We start from the raw sequence: 16,369 nt of genomic DNA on the forward strand, positions 1-16,369 counted from the left end.
GCCGCCGAGGGTAATCCATGACCTCTGCAATCGCATCCAGCAACATCGCGCGCCAGGCGTTCCGCTTCATGGAACTTCGCCCGCTGCAAAGCTTCGGTGAAAACTCCGATCAGGCCCGTGCGGCTGAGGAGCAGTATCCGAACGCGCTGGACATGGTTCTGGAAGCCTATGACTGGAGCTTCGCGCGTCGGCTCCTGAAGCCGGCGATGGTACAGCCCGTCGCGACTCTGGCTGTCGACCCCGACCTCCCCTTCGCATATGACCTTCCCGTCGACCTGCTGACGATCCGCAAGATTTATGGCGCTGAAACCGGGCGCTGGCGGTTGGACGAGCGGCTGCTGCGCACCGATTTCGCAGGTCCGCTGGTGCGGGGCACCGTTCGAAAAACCAATGAGAACCAACTGCCCGCGACCGTCCGGACCGTCATCGCCTGCCAGCTGGCGGTTCTCCTTTCCTCCCAATTTGTCAGCTCACGTACAAAGAGGGTTGAGATCGACGACAACCTGCTTCGGGTGTTCCAGCAGGCAAAGGACAATGATCTTTTGACAGCCTCGGCCGCACGGCTCGACGGGCTCGATCCCTCGGTCAGTAGTGACTGGGTCGGGCAGGTGCTGTCATGACCGCAACGCGGCCCCCACAGGTTGCTTTTTCCAGTGGTGAACTGGATCCGTTGCTGCACGCACGGGAGGATTTTCAGCGCCACCAGACCGGGCTGGCTCTCTGTCGCGGGTTCCTTCCGCTGCGCCAGGGCGGGGTCACCCGCGCACCCGGCACGATCTTTCGCGGCTACACGCGCGCAAACGCCATGGCCCGCCGCATTCCCTTCGTCTTTGCCGAAGACGATGCCTGCTCGCTGGAGTTCTCGAGCGGCAAGATGCGCGTCTGGCGCTACGGCGCGCTGGTGACGGAAGCGGGCGGTGGGATCTACGAGATCGACACGCCGTTCCTGGAGGCGGACCTGCCCGGGCTGAACTACCTGCAGGACGCGGACGTGATGTACCTGTCCGACGGCCGCAATCCGATGCAGCAGCTCAGCCGCTTCGCCCTGAATGACTGGACGATCACAAGTGCTGAACTGCTTAGCGGTCCGTTCAGGGTGCAGAACCTTGACGAGAATCTGAAGCTAACACTGACGCCTTCAGGCGCGCCCAGCGACGTGGCTTACTGGATTTCCAAAGCCGATCTTTCGATCAATGCGCTGCGTAAGTACGGCACCCGGATCTACCGTTTCAAGGGGGAGGGCCCCTCGCTTATTTCTACCACGAACGGCAGCTGCGGCGAACTCCCCCCGACACACGATAACGGGACCGAATCCTACCTTGTCGATGATTTCGTCGATCCGGATATTTTTGCCTTCTGGGAATTCGTTTACGACACGGAAAGCACAGCCGGTGGCTTCCCGATCGACATTGAAGCGGACTCGGATCTGTTCACCGAAGATCACGTTGACATGCTTATGATGATCGAGCCGACCGATTGGAGCTCAATCGCAATCTGGGTCGGGAATGCGTCCGTGGGCAACGGCCAATTGGTCCGCTACGCTGGGAACATTTACGCCGTTATCGGCACCGAAACGGGGGTCAATCCCCCTGTCCATTCCACGGGAACGGTGCGAACTGACGCGTCCAAGGGCACAAAGTATCGCCATGTCTCGACGGAAGTTGGGATCGTGCGTATAAGAGCGGTGACAGATGCCACCCATGCGGTTGCCGATGTGCTTCAGGCCGTGCCGCAACCTTGTCTGGACGACCCGACTTATCGCTGGTCCATGGGAGCCTGGAATGACCTTTTTGGGCATCCCAGATTCCTGACGCTGTTCGGCCAGCGCCTCTATACGGCACGCACGGCCACGGAACCTCGGACCGTGAGTGCTTCCACTGTTGGGGCCTACCGTGATTTCCTGCCCGGGGCGGAAGCGGATGCGAGCTTCTCCTACGACATCGGCGGGATCACCTCGAAGAACCCGATCACCTGGCTGACGGCCGGGCGGCGCGGTGTCTACATCGGGTCCATGGGCGGCGTTCGCCTGGTGATCGGCACTGCCGACAGCCCGATCACGCTGACCACCTTCAATCCCGAGATCGTTTCCACCGATGGCGCCGCCGCGATCCAACCCGTCATGCCCTATGGCTGGCCGGTCTACGTGACCCGCGACAAGGGGCGTCTTATGGAGGTGCGATACAATTTCAGCGACGACGCCATGCGGCCCTTCGAGATCTCGCTGCCCTCACAGCACCTGGGCGCCGAGCTGTTCGAACAGATCGTCTGGCAACCCTCGCCCTATCAGCGCGGCTGGATCCGGCGCGGCGACGGGACCCTGCTGTGCCTGATCTATGATCCCGAGCAGGATGTCCTAGGGTGGGCCACGGTACCGATGGCCGGGGGCGTGGTCGAGGACCTGGAGGTTTCGCCGAGCGTCGACAGCGCCTTCGACGTGCTGAGCATGATCGTGCGCCGCGAGATCGACGGGCAGACGGTGCGCTGCATCGAGGAACAGGCGATCAACCTGCGCCCCTCACTGGGAAGCCTGGGGGAAGAACACTTCAACCATGCCTTCTGCGGCTCGGTCTTCGCTCCGGAAGCGCCGGCCGACACCTTCTATCTGCCGCATCTGACCGGCGAGACCGTGGCTGCCTGGACAGACAAGGGGCCCTATTCCGGACTTGTGGTCGGCCCGGGCGGCGCGGTGGTCCTGCCGGACCCGGTGTCCCATGCGGTGATCGGGCTGGCCGATGCGACACACCAGTTCCGCACCTTGCCGATCCGGGCGGCGGCCAACGACGGCGATGCCAGGGGGCGCAAACGCCGCCTGAAAAATGGCTCGGCCGCGGCGGTCTTCAAGACCGTGCGCGGCTTCGCGCGTTGCGTCGAACGCATCGAGGGCGAGGCGGAATATGTCTCTCCGCCCGTCGAGCTGGTCCCGCTGCATGTGGCCTCGGACGATGTCACGGGACGCACCGGCATCCTGTCGGTCGAGCTGACGAGTGGCGAGGCCGACGAGGTCATGCTGCAGTTCGAGCCCGACGGCCTTGCCCCGATGACGATCACCGGGATCTTTCCCAATATCGAAGAGGTCGGTGCCTGATGTGCGATATGGGTATTTCGGCCGCACTGCTCGCGACAGGTGCCAGTTCGGCCGCTGCAGCTGGCGGCGCGGCTGCGGCGGGCGGCGCAGCGGCATCGGCCTTGACCATCGGGCAGGCCTTGCAGATTGCCGGCACCGTGGCAGCCGTCGGCGGCTCCCTCTACGGCGGTATCCAGTCCAACAACATCGCGAAAGCCAATGCAGCGGCGATCGGGCGCCAGAAGCAGGAAACGGCGGTCCTCAATTCGGTCGAGGATCAGCGCACCCGGCAGAAGTTTCAGGGGCAGATCGCCCAGCAGCGGGCGGAACTGGCCGCGCGGGGGATCGACCTTGGCAGCCCCACGGCCATCTTCCTTGGTCAGAGCGCGGCCGAGGAGATGGCCTTCGCCTCATCCTCGGTGCGTCAGACGGGACAGGCGCAGGTTGCCGAGCTGAGCGACCAACAGCGCATGCTGCGGGCCCAGGGCCGGCAGTCGCTTTTCAAGGGCGGCCTGTCCGCCGCCGGCAGCCTGCTGACCGCCGCGCCTGACCTCTGGCCGGAGCTGACCTGATGGCACAGCTGACCGTCCCCACCGCAGGCACCAGCCCCGGCCGCGCGGCCCGCGCCGTGCCGGCCCAAGATCCGGGCACCGGCGGCGCGATCGCGGATTTCGGGGCCGTGATGGAACGCATCGGCACCGGGATCGAAGCTGACCGGCTGGACCGCAAGCTGAAGCGCGTCCAGGTCGACCTGACGCGGGACGTGAACGATCTGCGCCTGCAGGTCGAGCAGATCGGCGACCCGGACGCCGCCGAACACGCCTGGAGCAGCGGGGTCACCGGCCTGCGTACGCGCTACGAGGCAGCCCAGGGCGAAGACGGCCGGCAGATGATCGAGGATCGCAGCCGGGAGACCTTCGGGCTGATGTTCGATCAGCTGACCAATGCCACGGCCTTCGGCATCGGCAAGCGGGCTCTGGAACTGCGCCGGTCCGAACGCGAGGCCAGCTTCCTGAACTACACCTACGAGGCCAGCCGGGCGGGGGCATCGGCCGATGCGCCCACGCTGGAGGTGCTTTACAGTCAGGGCGACGAGCAGATCGACGGGCTGCTGGCCAGCGGGATCATCGACGCCGAGGAAGCCGCGCGCCGCAGGATCGCCCTGCGCGGCGAGATCTCGACCGCGCGGGCAATCGAGATGGTGGGCAGCGATCCGGCAGGGTTCCTTGCAGCCAGCGAAAATGCAAGCGCCGTCCCCGGCCTCAGCGGCGATCAGCTTGCCGCCTACCGCGTCCAGGCGCAGTCGGCCGTCGACAGTGCGGCAGCGGCGGCCACCCGGCAGGCGGCAGCGGACACGCGGGCGCGCAGTGTCGCGGTCGGACAGGAGATCACCGATGCTGTCACCGTCCTGAAGTCGGGCAAGCCCTATGGTGATACCGATTTTCTTGCAGATCCCGAGGTGAAGGCCCACGAGGATTACCCGAAGTTGCAGGCCTGGGTATCGCTGCAGCAGCGTCTGCCGGGCCTGGCGCAGATGAGCCCGGACGAGCTTTGGCGGCGCGTTCAGGATGAACGGGCAAGGCCCGGCACGGATGCGCATGACACTGCCGAGCTGTCCGCGTTGGAAAGCTACTACGACGAGGCCCTGACCGGCTGGTCTCAGGACCCGATCCAGTTCGCCCATGATCGCGGCTTCGCTGTTCCGACCCTGCCGGGCTTCGAGGCCTCCGACCCCGGGACCTTCGCGACGGCACTGGGACAGCGCCTGGCCTTCGCCGGTTGGCTGCAGGAGGAAGGCTATACGGATGACCTGCGCCCCTTTAGCCGGGCGGACAAGGCGATGTTCGACCGGATGAAGCAGGCGGATCCGGCAACGCGCGTCGAACTGGCACAGATCGCCTCGGTCGCGGCAGTGCAGGATCCGCAGACCGGCCAGCGCAGCTATCCGCTCCAGGAGTTGATCGGGGATCCGGTCATGGCTTCGGTCGGGGATCTGATCACCGCGACGGGAGATCGTGGTCTGGGTGAAGAGATCCTGACCGGGCAGGGTCAGATCGACGCGGGCAATGTGCGTATGCCCGCCCAGGCGGACCGCCTCGAAAGTTCGACCCAGACTGTTCGGATGCTTCTGGCCGATCTTCCGGGCGGCGCCGAGATGGAGGGCCGCGTCCGCGCCGCGACCGACGCGCTTTACGCGGCGCGCGTCAAGGGCGTCGATCCTGCCTCGGGGGAGATCGACGAGGACATCTACCTGCAGGCGCTGCACGAGGTCATGGGCGGCACGGGCACCTATGACGACAGGAAATCCGCGACGGGCGGGGTGCAGAAGGTGCGCGATCGCGAAACGATCCTGCCTGTCGGGATCCGCGCGAGGACTGTTTCGTCCGCGCTGGAGCGTCTTGGGCAGGTCGCCGAGACGGCCTCGGTGTCCAGCGGACGTGGCGGGCAAACCGACGTCACCCGGTGGGTCGAGGACCCGGCCGCCTTCGAACGCCAGATGCGCACGATCGGAAATGGCGCAATGCCAATGGTCGATGGGGATCCGATCACCCGTGAGGATCTGCAGAGCCAGCGTGTCACGCTGCAGGCCGTGGGCGACGATCAATACATCTTCGCGGTCGCTGGGCGCGACAGCGCGACCGGGTTCAGCACGCTCTATGACGAGGACGGCGCCCCCTTTGTCTTCAGCCTTCGCAAGATGTTGCGCGAGGTCGCACGATGACATTCATGCTGAAGGATACCGGGACGGTCGATCCCAACGGGCCTCTGAGCCACGCCGTGCCCGAACGGGCCGAGCGCGTTGCGGCGCAGTTCCGGCTGGACCAGGTCAGCACCGACAGCATGGGCCTGCAATCGGCGCACGTCGAGCGCACGCTGCTGTCGGAGATCCAGGGCGCAATCGGTCCGGATCCCGACGCGCCTGCACCGACCCGGCCTTATCGCAGCAGTGAAAAGGCCTTCCAGGTGGACCGTGCCCGTGCCCTTCGGCAGGTCGCGGATCTGCGCGCCTTCGATCCCGACACTTTCGGGTCGCTGCCCACGACGCCGGAAGAGTTCGACCGCGAAGTGCTGCGCCGGCGCCGAGCCGAGCTCGATGACCTGATGGACCTGCTGCAGGCTGCCCCTTCCGGCGGTTGGGCCCCGGAGCTAGCCGGCAGCCTTGGGGCCGGCATCTGGGATCCATGGACCGCGTTGACCTTGCCATTTGGGGCCGCCGGGCGCCTGTCGGTGCCGATGACGGCCGCCATCGAGGGCGTTGCCGGCGCGGCGGGGGAGGCCCTGAGCTTGCCCGACCAGTTCCGCGCGGCTCGGGAACTCGGCATGCCCGATCCAAACGTGCCTCTGCAGCTGGCGTTCGCGGCGGGGTTGTCGGGCGCCCTCGGCGGTGCCGGGGCCGCAGCCGGGCGATACATCCAGTACCGGCGGACGGGCCGTGCTGCGGGACAAGCGGCCCGGCCGTCGGCCGAGGCACCTCTGGAATTCGGCGCAGCCCTGGATGAGGCCGATGGGGAAATGTTGCAGGCCCGGGCCGATGGTCGACCCGCCCTTGCCTCGCCGCAGGATGGGCCCGCCGCCGACCGGGCGCCAGCCCCGGGCCAGCCCCTGACCATGGGCGACTTCGATTTCAGCGCAACGGGCAATGCGTCCCCGCGCGGCAACCGGATCGGCTATGTCTTCGGGCGGCTCCTGGAGAGGGGCGTCGATCCCCACCTGGCCGCCGGCTTCCTGGGCAATTTCGTCGCCGAGAGCGGCCCGGGACTTGATACCGCTGCCATTGGGGACAACGGCAATGCCCTGGGCATGGCGCAGTGGAACGGCCCGCGCCGCCGTGAGCTGGAGCGCTTCGCGCAGTCCCGGGGCAAGCCGGCCACGGATCTGGATACGCAGATCGACTTCCTGTTCCACGAGCTGGAAACGAGCGAGGCGAAGCCCTGGGCGCGGATCCGCGAGGCCCGTGACGCGGGCGAAGCCGCCCGCCTGATTTCCGACCTCTTCGAACGCCCGGGCACGCCGCATCTACCCCGCCGTCTGGGCGCGGCGCGCAGCATCATGACGCAATATTCCCAAGGTGGTGTGCCGCGCTGGACCGGCCCGCTGGAGCTGCCCGACGACGCGCCCGCCGCCGGTTTCAGCGGCTATCGCACCTCGCGGGCCTATACCGGCACCGGCGAAATGACCGTCGGCGACGACATGCGCGTCTCGGTCGAATACCAGGTGGTCGACCTGGCCGACCTGCGTCAGGCCACGGGTGATTTGCAGCCCCGCGATCGCGCCCGCGCCGCCAGCGATGCCTGGGTGACGGATACCGCCGCACGTCTGGATCCGGCGCGCCTGATGGACAGCCCGGAGGCGGACCGGGGCGCGCCGCTGGTGGGTCCCGACAACATCATCGAAAGCGGCAACGGACGGGTGCGCGCCATTGGGCGCGCCTATGAGCTGGGCTCGGACCGGGCAGCGGCCTACCGGCAGCAGATCGAGGAGCGCACCGGCGCGACGATCCCCGAGGGCATCGAGCGCCCGGTGCTGATCGCGCGGCGCACCAGCGCGCTGGATGACGCGGCCCGCCGCCAGCTGGTGGTGGACGCCCAGGACAGCGGCGTGGCCCGGATGACCGCCACGGAACGCGCACAGATCGGGCAGCGCGCCCTGGGACACGACCTGCTGCAACGCCTTGACCCGGACCGGGTGCTGACCTCCGCCGAGAACCGGGATTTCGCGCGGGCCTTCGCCGCGCGCTTCCCCCGATCCGAGCGCAATGCCTTCATCGACGAGAAGGGCAACCTGTCGATCGACGGTGTGCGCCAGATGCAGGACAGCCTGTTCGCGCGCGCCTATGAGGCGATGGACATCCTGGCGCGCTACGTGGAAGCCGCCCCGGGCGAGCTGCGCAGCCTGATGGATGCCTTGTCTGCCGCGGCCCCCCGCATCGCGCGGCTGCGCGCGGCGATCGCGGCGGGTGACGTGAGCCCCGAAATGGACATCACGCCGTTCCTTCTGGATGCCGTGCGTCTGATCGCGGGCGCGCGGGAGGTTGCCACGGCCGAGGGCGGCAAGCTGGCCGAGATCGTGGAAGAGGCCCTGGCCTCGGTCGATCTGCTGGACGGCGGGGCGGTGGCGCCGCTAACCGCCGCACTGGTCCGCAAGATCATGCCGGGCGGTCGGCAGGCCAGCGCCAGGGCAATCACGGATTTCCTGAACCGATATGCGGACGAGGCCCTGGCCGCAGGGCAGGGCGGCGGTCTGCTGGGCGCGCCCGGACCGCTGGACGTGTTGAAGGCTGTTGACCGCGCGAGCTTCGGGGACCTGACCGAAACCGGCCGCCCGAGCAGCCCGGAAGCGCGGCCGGTAACGGTGGGCGCCTTGGCCGAGGGCGCGAGCTTCGACCAGGGCGCCACCAGCGAAGGCGCCCTGATCGGGGATGCCCAGGCCGAGCGCGGGTTGCGGGAAAGCGCGGCGGCACAGGCAGGCCCGCCGCCGGTTTCAGCAGGACGGCTCAGCGATGAGGAACATGACGCCGTCGAGGCCTGGCTGGAAACGCAGGTGCGCGCCGGATCGCCGCTGGACAGGGACGCTCAGGGAAGGATTGACCGCTCCTACAGGGCCAATGGAGACGAGGATGTCGCCGGGGATATTCGCGCGGGCCTGACGCCGGCGCCGGTCGAGATGACGCTTTACCGGGGGCAGGCGCTCGATGAGGCGGCAGCAGGGGGGCTGCTGTCCTTCTCGCTCAGCCGCGCGACGGCCGAGGGCTTCGGGCGCCTGGTCGAAGTGAAGATCCCGGCCGGCACCCCGATCTATTCGCCGCGCTCGGGTATCTCGGGCGGCGAGATCCTGATCCCCGTCGAAGAGGCGCGGCGCCTGATCCCCGAGCTGGACGATGCTCCGACCGCTGGTCCCGCCGGATCTGCTGGCAGCGCCGATCCCGAAGACGCCCTGTCGATCGACGATTTCCGGGGCGTGGCCGAGGTCGAATTCCGCAACCCGGACAAGACCGTCCACAGCCTTCAGGACATCCTGGCCGACCTGGACGCCGACGAGGACCTGGAAACCGTTCTGGAAATCTGCCCCACAGGGAGGCCTGCCTGATGCCCAATATCCATGATTGCCTGCAACGCGCCGTGGACGCCGGAGAGCTGGACCAGGTCCGTGCCCGCGAGGCAGGTTCAAAATACGATCAGCTGGTAGAGCGCTACGCGACCGAAATGCCGCGCCACCAGGCTGAGGCGACCGCCGCGGCCCATTTGAAAGAGGCAACCAAGCGGGCCCGGCGGTCGCGCAAGCATGCGGTGCTGAACCAGCTTCAGGCGATGACACGGATCCGCACCCTGATCCTGGACAGTCCCGATCCCGCCCTGGCGATCCGCAACCTGATCGAGTTCTCCGAGGGCAGCGGGTTTCGTGGTGAAAGCGTGGCCTCGATCGAGAAGGCCTATGTCCATTCGATCAATGCCTCGCTGAACAGCGTGCTGCGCGAAACCGGCCGCAACGTCTGGGGCAACAGCCGGGACGCGGTGCGCCTGCGCGATGTCATCCGCGAGTTGCACATGGAAGAAACCGGGGATGCGCGCGCCAAGGCGCTGGCGCAGAAGGTCCGTTCCGAGCAGCAGCGCATGCGCCGCCTGTTCAACGCCCATGGTGGCGACATCGGCGAGCTGGCGGATTTTGGCGTGAACCACACCCATGACGTGGCCCGCCTGCGCGCCGCCGGCCTGGATGCCTGGAAGGATTTCGTCGCCCCGCAGAGGGGCCCGCACATGCTGGACTGGACCCGCATCATCGACAATGCCACGGGCAAGCCCTTCTCGGCCGACGGGACGCCACCGCCACGAGACCGGATCGACAGCTTCCTGAACCAGATACACGAGGGGATCACCACGCGCGGCTGGGACACCCGCGAGGCAGGACTGACCACCGGCGGCAAGGCGCTTTACAACCAGCGTGCCGAACACCGTGTCCTGCATTTCCGCGATGGCAGCACCTGGCTGGAATACAACAAGCGCTTCGGCAGCTCTGACCCGTTCAGCGGCATGATTGGCGGGCTGCATGGCATGGCGCGGGACGTGGCGATGATGCGCGTGCTGGGTCCGAACCCGCATACCGGGCTGGAGTTCGCCATCCAGGTGGCCGAGAAACACGCCGCCATCCGCAAGGATCCCGGCCTCGAGGATCGGGTCAGCAAGACGGCGATCCGCGCGCGGACGATGCTGATGCATATCGACGGGTCGGCAAACGTGCCGGAAAGCCTGGCGGCGTCCCGCTTCTTCGGTGGCACCCGCAAGGTGCTGACCTCCATCCAGCTTGGCTCAGCCGCGCTGTCGGCTGTTACGGACCTGGCGACCACGCGCATGGCAGCGACGGTCATGGGGATGAACCCTAACAACCTGTTCGCCCGGCAGGTCCAGATGATGACCAGTCATGCGACGCGCGAGACCGCCGCGCAGATGGGCTATGTCGCCGATACGCTGGCCGATATCGGCAGCACGGCCGCGCGGTTCACTGGCGAGGTTCCGGTCGGCGAGTTCGCGGACCGGCTGTCGGGCTTCACGATGCGCGCCTCGGGTCTGAGCTTCTGGACGGACATGAACCGCACCGCGTTCCAGATGGAATTTTCCGGCTTTATGGCCAGCCACGCCGGAGACCGCTTCGAGGCGCTGCCGGATCCGCTGCGCCGGATCTTTGAGACGCGGGGCATCACCGCGCGCGACTGGGATCTGCTGCGCGATCCCGAGGCGCTGTTCACGGCGCCCAACGGCGCGACCTTCCTGTCGCCGATCTACTGGCGCAATGCCCAAAAGACCCTGCCCCCGGCCGAGGCCGAGGGGCTGGCGATGCGCCTGCAGATGGCCATCGAGGAGCAGCTCGAAGTGGCGATCCCGAGCGCGACCGTCGAAGGCCGGGCGCTGATGGTGGGGCGCTCTGCGCCGGGTGCCATCGGTGGCGAGTTGCTGCGGTCCACAGCGATGTACAAGGGGTTCGCAGTTTCGCTGATGTTGGCCCAGATCCGTCGCTTCATGGCCATTCCGACGCCCCTGGGGCGCGCCGCCTATGCGTTCAAGATGAGCGCGAGCCTGGTCCTGATGGGCGCCCTGGCCGTGCAGCTGAAGGAGATGGCCAAGGGCAATGATCCCCGTCCGATGGATGAGAGCAAGTTCTGGATGGCGGCCGTCTTCCAGTCCGGTGGCCTGGGCATCTTCGGCGATTTCTTCGCCTCGGAAACCAGCCGCGTCGGCGGTGGCCTGGCCGAGACCATCGCCGGGCCTGTCGTCGGCTTCGCGGGTGATCTGATCGGCCCGGTGGCATCGAACATCCAGCGCGCAGCCGAGGGTGAGGACCTGCTGCTTGGCCGCGATGCGGCGAACCTGGTGCGCTACGACACGCCCATAGGATCAAGCCTCTGGTACGCGCGTCTGGCCTTCAGCCGGGGCGTGGCCGACCAGCTGCAGTACTTCCTGGACCCGGAGGCCGAGCGCCAGTGGCGCCAGCAGGCCCGCCGCCAGGAGCAGGACTACGGCAACGCGAACTGGTGGCAGCGCGGCCAGCTGGTGCCGGACCGCGCCCCCGACCTGTCCAATGCCTTCGGAGGTTCCAGATGAGCATCGACGAATTCAGCCCGGCCCCGGTCCAGGTGGTCGACGGCATCGGCCCATACGGCATCCCCCATGCCTATGCGGGGGCGGCGGAACTGGCCGTGACCCTGAGCCTGGCCGGTGAGCGCACGGTGCTGACCGTGCTGCAGTATTCCTGCGATCCGGTCACCAGCGACACCGCCGGCAGCCTCTACCTGGAGGCCCAGGTGGCGAGCGATTTCGCTTGGGCCTCGATGATCGTCGAGCGCGCGACCCGCATGGAACAGGGCTATGATGGGGCCGCGTCCCGGGAGAAGGCCGTGCAGGTCCAGCTGGATCGCATCGTCATGGCCCAGCAGGACACGCAGCGTCTGGCGAAGAACGCGCTGCGCCTGGCACCGGAAGAGCCCGAGGTGCGCGTCTTCGACAAGACGGTTGCCGAACGGTCGGGGCGCACCCTTGCCTGGGCCGAGGACGGCATGGGCCTTGAGCCCGGGCCGAAATCCTCGGAGATCGCGAAGGCGCAGGGTTTCGCGGAAGAGGTCGCGCAGATCAAGGAAGAGTTCGGGAACGTGGACGGGGCGATCACCGAAGCTCGAGCCGCACGGGACAAGTCCGAGCTTTGGGCCGAAGAGGATGAGGATACCGAGGTGGACCCCGGGCAGTATTCCGCCCTGCACCATGCCGCGAAATCTGCGCTGGCTGCCACGGCAGCCGGCGTTGCGCAGACGGGCGCCGAGACCGCCAAGGGCGGCGCGGAAGCGGCGCAGGCCGGCGCCGAGCTGGCCGCAGCTGCGCAGGACATCTTCGAGAGCACCGCGGCCGGACTGGCCTCCACCACAGAGGGTGGCCTGTTCTGGGTGCCCTCTGCCGGCGCGCTGGACCTCTATCGGCACGACGCCGGCCCCCTGGCCTTCGACATGGACGTGAGCGTGGCGACGAGCCCGCGTATCGAGCAGTTCGAGACCATCACGCCCACGGGCCTTGCCCTGGCGGGCGGCACTGTGCGCGAGAAGGGCGAGACGGTGACGCCCGAGCTGAGCTGGGTCCAGACGAAAAGCAGTGTCTACGCTGCGGTCTCTGCGCAGAGCGTCGATGACGGAGGCGGCCCGGAAAGTGTCGGGACCGGCGACACGAGCTGGGAGGGCGATGACGTGACCGAGGATACCACCTTCACGGTCGAGATCACCGACGCGCTGGCCCGCACCAGCGAGGCCAGCATCACGCTCGATTTTCGCAACCGTCTGTTCTGGGGGGCGTCCGCCAATGCCACGTTGACCAGCGCCCAGATCATCGCCCTGGCCGGGGCCGGGCTATCGAACGTGCTGGCCCGGGCAATGAGCATCGCGGCCTCGGGCGGCGCGCCCTACGTCTACTATGCTTGGCCCCTGGTCTATGGTGACCCGTCGAGCGTGAAGGTCGGTGGCTTTGCCCTCGATGGTGCAGGCTACACACTCGCGACCGTCTCCGTCAGCACCGCTGCCGGACATGTCGAAGACTACCGCGTCTTGCGGCTGGCCCAGCAGCAGAGCGGCACTGTTCTCCTGGAGGTTTCCTGATGCCTATCCCTCTGGCGGATACCGCCGTTCCCTCCACGCCCACCTACGAGATTGCACGTCGCGAGAACATTAAGGGCACCGCGCACCCGATTTCCGCCATCGCGAGCTGGTCGGCGGAGGTACCTGCCTACCTGCGGGAAGCGGGCATGTTGCTGGTCGAGCGGGACACCCGCAGGCTCTTCATGATCAACGAGGCGCTGGACGGCCTGGTCTCTGTCACCAGTGACGATCTGGACGGCGCGCTACTCGGCATCCTGCGCAACCTCCTGTGGGTTTGTCTCGGAGACGGTGAAACGTCCGCACCACCTGTCCTGGTCGCCGAAGACGGCCTGGTGCTCGACGTTGCTGAGCCGAAGGCGTCGGTGGCGGCGTTCGACGGCGCGGCCGTGGCGGCCCTGCGCGTGGATCTATGGATCGTATCGGGCGAAGGGGGGGAGCTGTCCCCACCTCCAGACGCCGTTTCCGAGGGCGGCCTGGTACTCGACATTGCAGAGCCGAAGGCGACGGCTGCCGCGTTCGATGGCGCGGCCGTAGCGGCCCTGCGCCTCGACCTCTGGAGCTTCGAAGGGGAAGGCAATGCCCTGGGCATCATCCCGACACTTGTGTCCGAGGCGGGCTTGGTCCTGGACGAATGGACGGGCAATGGTGCCAGTGCCCTGCTGGCCGCTTTCCGGGACGCCGTGTGGTCGTTCAGCGGTGCGGCCCAAGGCCTCATCGCCTGGCCGGTTCGTGTGGCCGAGGACGGCCGCGTGATCGAAACGCAGGGCGCGCGAAACGGGGACCTCTACAGCAGCTACGTCGAGCGGGCCACGCTGCCGCAGTTTCGCCAAATGGTTTGGCGCTTCACCGGCTCGGGCGAGGGGCTGAACCCCCCGTCGGAAGTGAGCGAAGACGGATATACGCTGAGCGCGTCCTTCGGTGCGTCTGGTTTCGCTGACCGGGCCGTCGCCTATATCGTGGCCGGCGGCCTTTATATCATGGGCGGCAGCGGGCCCGACGGGGTGCTGAACGACGACGCTGACAAGACGTGGCTTTCGGCGGTCGTCGTGGGCGGCACCGTGCAAGCCATCTGGGAGGACGATGTCGGCGGCAAGCACACGGCCAGGGTCATGATTGCCGACGGGTCTGTGTGGGACGACGGCGCCATCGAGGCAATGTCTGACGACGGGCAGTCCAATGGCGAATCGCAAGCCCGCGAAGCCAACTCGATCGTCTTCCCGGCGCCGCCGGCCTTCAAGGACAGGCTGCGCATGCCACGCACCGCTTCGGCGGACGCCTGGCTTGGCTACTACACGTCAGGCGGGGCTTCCGTCGAGATCCCGCCTGGCACGATCACGGGGCTCATGGACCTGACCGATAAGCTTAGGGAAGTCGGCTCCAATCGCTACGGCACCACGGCAGCCAGCGCCGCCTGCCGCCGTGAGGTTGAACTTGCCCACGCTCTCTCCGGCGACTGGGTCCCGGACATGCTTATCTGGAGCAATGCAGAGGGCGGCCAGGACATGGCCGATATTCTCGACAGCGCCGGGGCTGGAAAATATTACGCGCAGAACGTTTCCACGGTGCTGACCGACCTTGCTGGGCTGCCCTTGCCTCGCCGGATAGCCTATCGCTGGATGCTGATGCAGCAGGGTGAGAGTGACAGCAACGTCGCCAACCTGGGAGACCTGCACAGCCAGCACCGTGAGGAACAGGAAGAGAAGGCCCAGTCTATCTTAGGACAGTTCGAGCCAGTCCGGATGCTCTCGGGACAACCCTCCAGCTTCTTCTCGAACTTTGATGGCGCGCAGTCGATCCTGGATTACGCCCTCTCGGGGGCCGATCCTTACATGTACTGTCTCGGACCGACTTACGCCTTCCCGTTTGCGTCCGACTTCCTGCACCAGACCAGTGTCGGCCATGCGATGCGCGGATATCTGGCGCAGGCAGCAAGGCATGAGATCAGGAACGGGCGGGGTTGGGTCCCCCTGCATCCCGTCAGCGCTTCCGTCACGGGGGCGAACGAAATCACGGCCGTGCTGTCGGAAGCAGCCGTAATCGACGAGGACTGGCTTGTAGATCCGACGGGACTGGCCAACGCGGGCGTCCAGGTGAGCGGAGCCACGGTTTCGGCAGTGTCCGTCACGGGCACCACCATGACCATCACCACCAGCGACGCTGCCGCCGGAGCCACCGCGGTAGGCACGGCCACCGCAGGCCACACCGGAGAGGACCGCGCCGCCACCGGGATCCCGCGATCCACAATTCGCTCCGTGGCTCAGTTCGGGGCCTTCCATACCGGGGACCCCATCCACAAGCCCATCTGCCACCGTCGCATCAACATCACCTAAGGAGCCAACATGACCGTCTACAGCTTCAAAGTCCTGCCTGGCGTCACAGCCCCCGCAGGCGCGCCGGCCAACCCGCTGATCAACCTGCGCAACGCATGGGAGGGCGCGGCCCCTCTTGCGTTCCAGGCAATCCTCGATGCCCTTGGCGGCGCCTACGACGTGTATCAGCGGGCACGTCTGGCGCAGACCTGGATCGACCTCTACGACGCGGGCCTGCTGGCCAAGCTGGACAGCATCCACATGCTTGGACTGACCGAGGCCGACAGCCTGATCAACTGGGCCGGAGGTGCCGCAGCAGTGAGCACGGGCGCGGCCTGGGATGGTGTGGCCGGGCACACCACGGACGGGGTCGACGATTTCGTGACCTTCGGCAACCCGTCGGCCATGCCCGACTTCCTGCAGAACAGCGCCTGCTTCGGGATCTTCTGCGCGGATGAGACCGGCGTCGTCAGCAACACCTACCAGGTAGGCATGAACATTTCCGGTGCCCCGGACAACACCCTGTATTCCATCCAGACCGGCACGGATACCGTCGCCTGGGCGGTGCAGACCTCCCCCACAACCAACGCCAGCTACGAAGGCGCACAAACCGGAATGTGGCTTGCCAACCGCACCGGGGCAACCGCTGCACAGATCTACAAGGACGGCGTGCAGATCGGCACGACGAGCCAGGCATCCACTGTCCTGCGCAACGGGTCGCTGTCGCTTGGTCGGCAATCCACCTCTTTCACCGTGGCAAACGCGGCTGCTTTCGTCGCGGGCGCCGGATTGACGGCGCAGGAGGCCGCCGACCTCAGCGCGATCATCTCGGGGCACGTCGCCAAGGTCCAGGGCTGGGCGGTCTGATCG

At 67.0% G+C, this 16,369-nt stretch carries 9 protein-coding genes; all 9 read left to right on the forward strand.

Annotation, left to right across the window (positions count from 1 at the left end):
* The first annotated feature begins 17 nt into the window (after positions 1-17).
* From PSAL_RS01840 to PSAL_RS01880, 9 genes are read left to right on the forward strand one after another with little or no spacing between them, the layout of a single operon-like run.
* Positions 18-620 carry a hypothetical protein gene (locus PSAL_RS01840; protein WP_119837939.1) on the forward strand — a complete coding sequence of 201 codons (603 nt, stop codon included), beginning with the start codon at positions 18-20 and terminating at the stop codon, positions 618-620.
* Positions 617-3,085: a hypothetical protein gene (locus PSAL_RS01845; RefSeq protein WP_119837938.1), complete on the forward strand. Its 2,469-nt coding sequence runs from the start codon at positions 617-619 to the stop codon at positions 3,083-3,085. The genes PSAL_RS01840 and PSAL_RS01845 overlap by 4 nt, the downstream gene beginning before the upstream one ends.
* A complete protein-coding gene (locus PSAL_RS01850; RefSeq protein WP_196222704.1) occupies positions 3,085-3,636 on the forward strand; it encodes a hypothetical protein in 552 nt (183 codons plus the stop codon). Before PSAL_RS01845 ends, PSAL_RS01850 begins: the two co-directional genes overlap by 1 nt.
* The gene (locus PSAL_RS01855; RefSeq protein ID WP_119837936.1) at positions 3,636-5,786 is read left to right on the forward strand and encodes a hypothetical protein; all 2,151 of its coding nucleotides are present in this window, start codon (positions 3,636-3,638) and stop codon (positions 5,784-5,786) included. Before PSAL_RS01850 ends, PSAL_RS01855 begins: the two co-directional genes overlap by 1 nt.
* Positions 5,783-9,151, forward strand: a complete 3,369-nt coding sequence (locus PSAL_RS01860) for a phage tail tip lysozyme (protein ID WP_119837935.1) — start codon at positions 5,783-5,785, stop codon at positions 9,149-9,151. The genes PSAL_RS01855 and PSAL_RS01860 overlap by 4 nt, the downstream gene beginning before the upstream one ends.
* On the forward strand, positions 9,151-11,658 hold the full coding sequence (locus PSAL_RS01865; RefSeq protein WP_119837934.1) for a hypothetical protein: 2,508 nt from the start codon (positions 9,151-9,153) through the stop codon (positions 11,656-11,658). Before PSAL_RS01860 ends, PSAL_RS01865 begins: the two co-directional genes overlap by 1 nt.
* Positions 11,655-13,190 carry a hypothetical protein gene (locus tag PSAL_RS01870; protein ID WP_119837933.1) on the forward strand — a complete coding sequence of 512 codons (1,536 nt, stop codon included), beginning with the start codon at positions 11,655-11,657 and terminating at the stop codon, positions 13,188-13,190. The genes PSAL_RS01865 and PSAL_RS01870 overlap by 4 nt, the downstream gene beginning before the upstream one ends.
* The gene (locus PSAL_RS01875) at positions 13,190-15,520 is read left to right on the forward strand and encodes a hypothetical protein (protein ID WP_119837932.1); all 2,331 of its coding nucleotides are present in this window, start codon (positions 13,190-13,192) and stop codon (positions 15,518-15,520) included. Before PSAL_RS01870 ends, PSAL_RS01875 begins: the two co-directional genes overlap by 1 nt.
* 9 nt (positions 15,521-15,529) lie before the next feature.
* Positions 15,530-16,366 (forward strand): hypothetical protein, encoded by an 837-nt coding sequence (locus PSAL_RS01880; RefSeq protein WP_119837931.1) that lies wholly within the window; start codon positions 15,530-15,532, stop codon positions 16,364-16,366.
* Positions 16,367-16,369 lie beyond the last annotated feature (3 nt).

This window comes from Pseudooceanicola algae, from assembly GCF_003590145.2.
GTDB lineage: Bacteria > Pseudomonadota > Alphaproteobacteria > Rhodobacterales > Rhodobacteraceae > Pseudooceanicola > Pseudooceanicola algae.

Coding starts and splice junctions, on each gene's coding strand:
- PSAL_RS01865 (WP_119837934.1), top strand. CDS start 9,151: ATGCCCAATATCCATGATTGCCTGCAACGCGCCGTGGACGCCGGAGAG.
- PSAL_RS01840 (WP_119837939.1), top strand. CDS start 18: ATGACCTCTGCAATCGCATCCAGCAACATCGCGCGCCAGGCGTTCCGC.
- PSAL_RS01870 (WP_119837933.1), top strand. CDS start 11,655: ATGAGCATCGACGAATTCAGCCCGGCCCCGGTCCAGGTGGTCGACGGC.
- PSAL_RS01860 (WP_119837935.1), top strand. CDS start 5,783: ATGACATTCATGCTGAAGGATACCGGGACGGTCGATCCCAACGGGCCT.
- PSAL_RS01875 (WP_119837932.1), top strand. CDS start 13,190: ATGCCTATCCCTCTGGCGGATACCGCCGTTCCCTCCACGCCCACCTAC.
- PSAL_RS01845 (WP_119837938.1), top strand. CDS start 617: ATGACCGCAACGCGGCCCCCACAGGTTGCTTTTTCCAGTGGTGAACTG.
- PSAL_RS01850 (WP_196222704.1), top strand. CDS start 3,085: ATGTGCGATATGGGTATTTCGGCCGCACTGCTCGCGACAGGTGCCAGT.
- PSAL_RS01855 (WP_119837936.1), top strand. CDS start 3,636: ATGGCACAGCTGACCGTCCCCACCGCAGGCACCAGCCCCGGCCGCGCG.
- PSAL_RS01880 (WP_119837931.1), top strand. CDS start 15,530: ATGACCGTCTACAGCTTCAAAGTCCTGCCTGGCGTCACAGCCCCCGCA.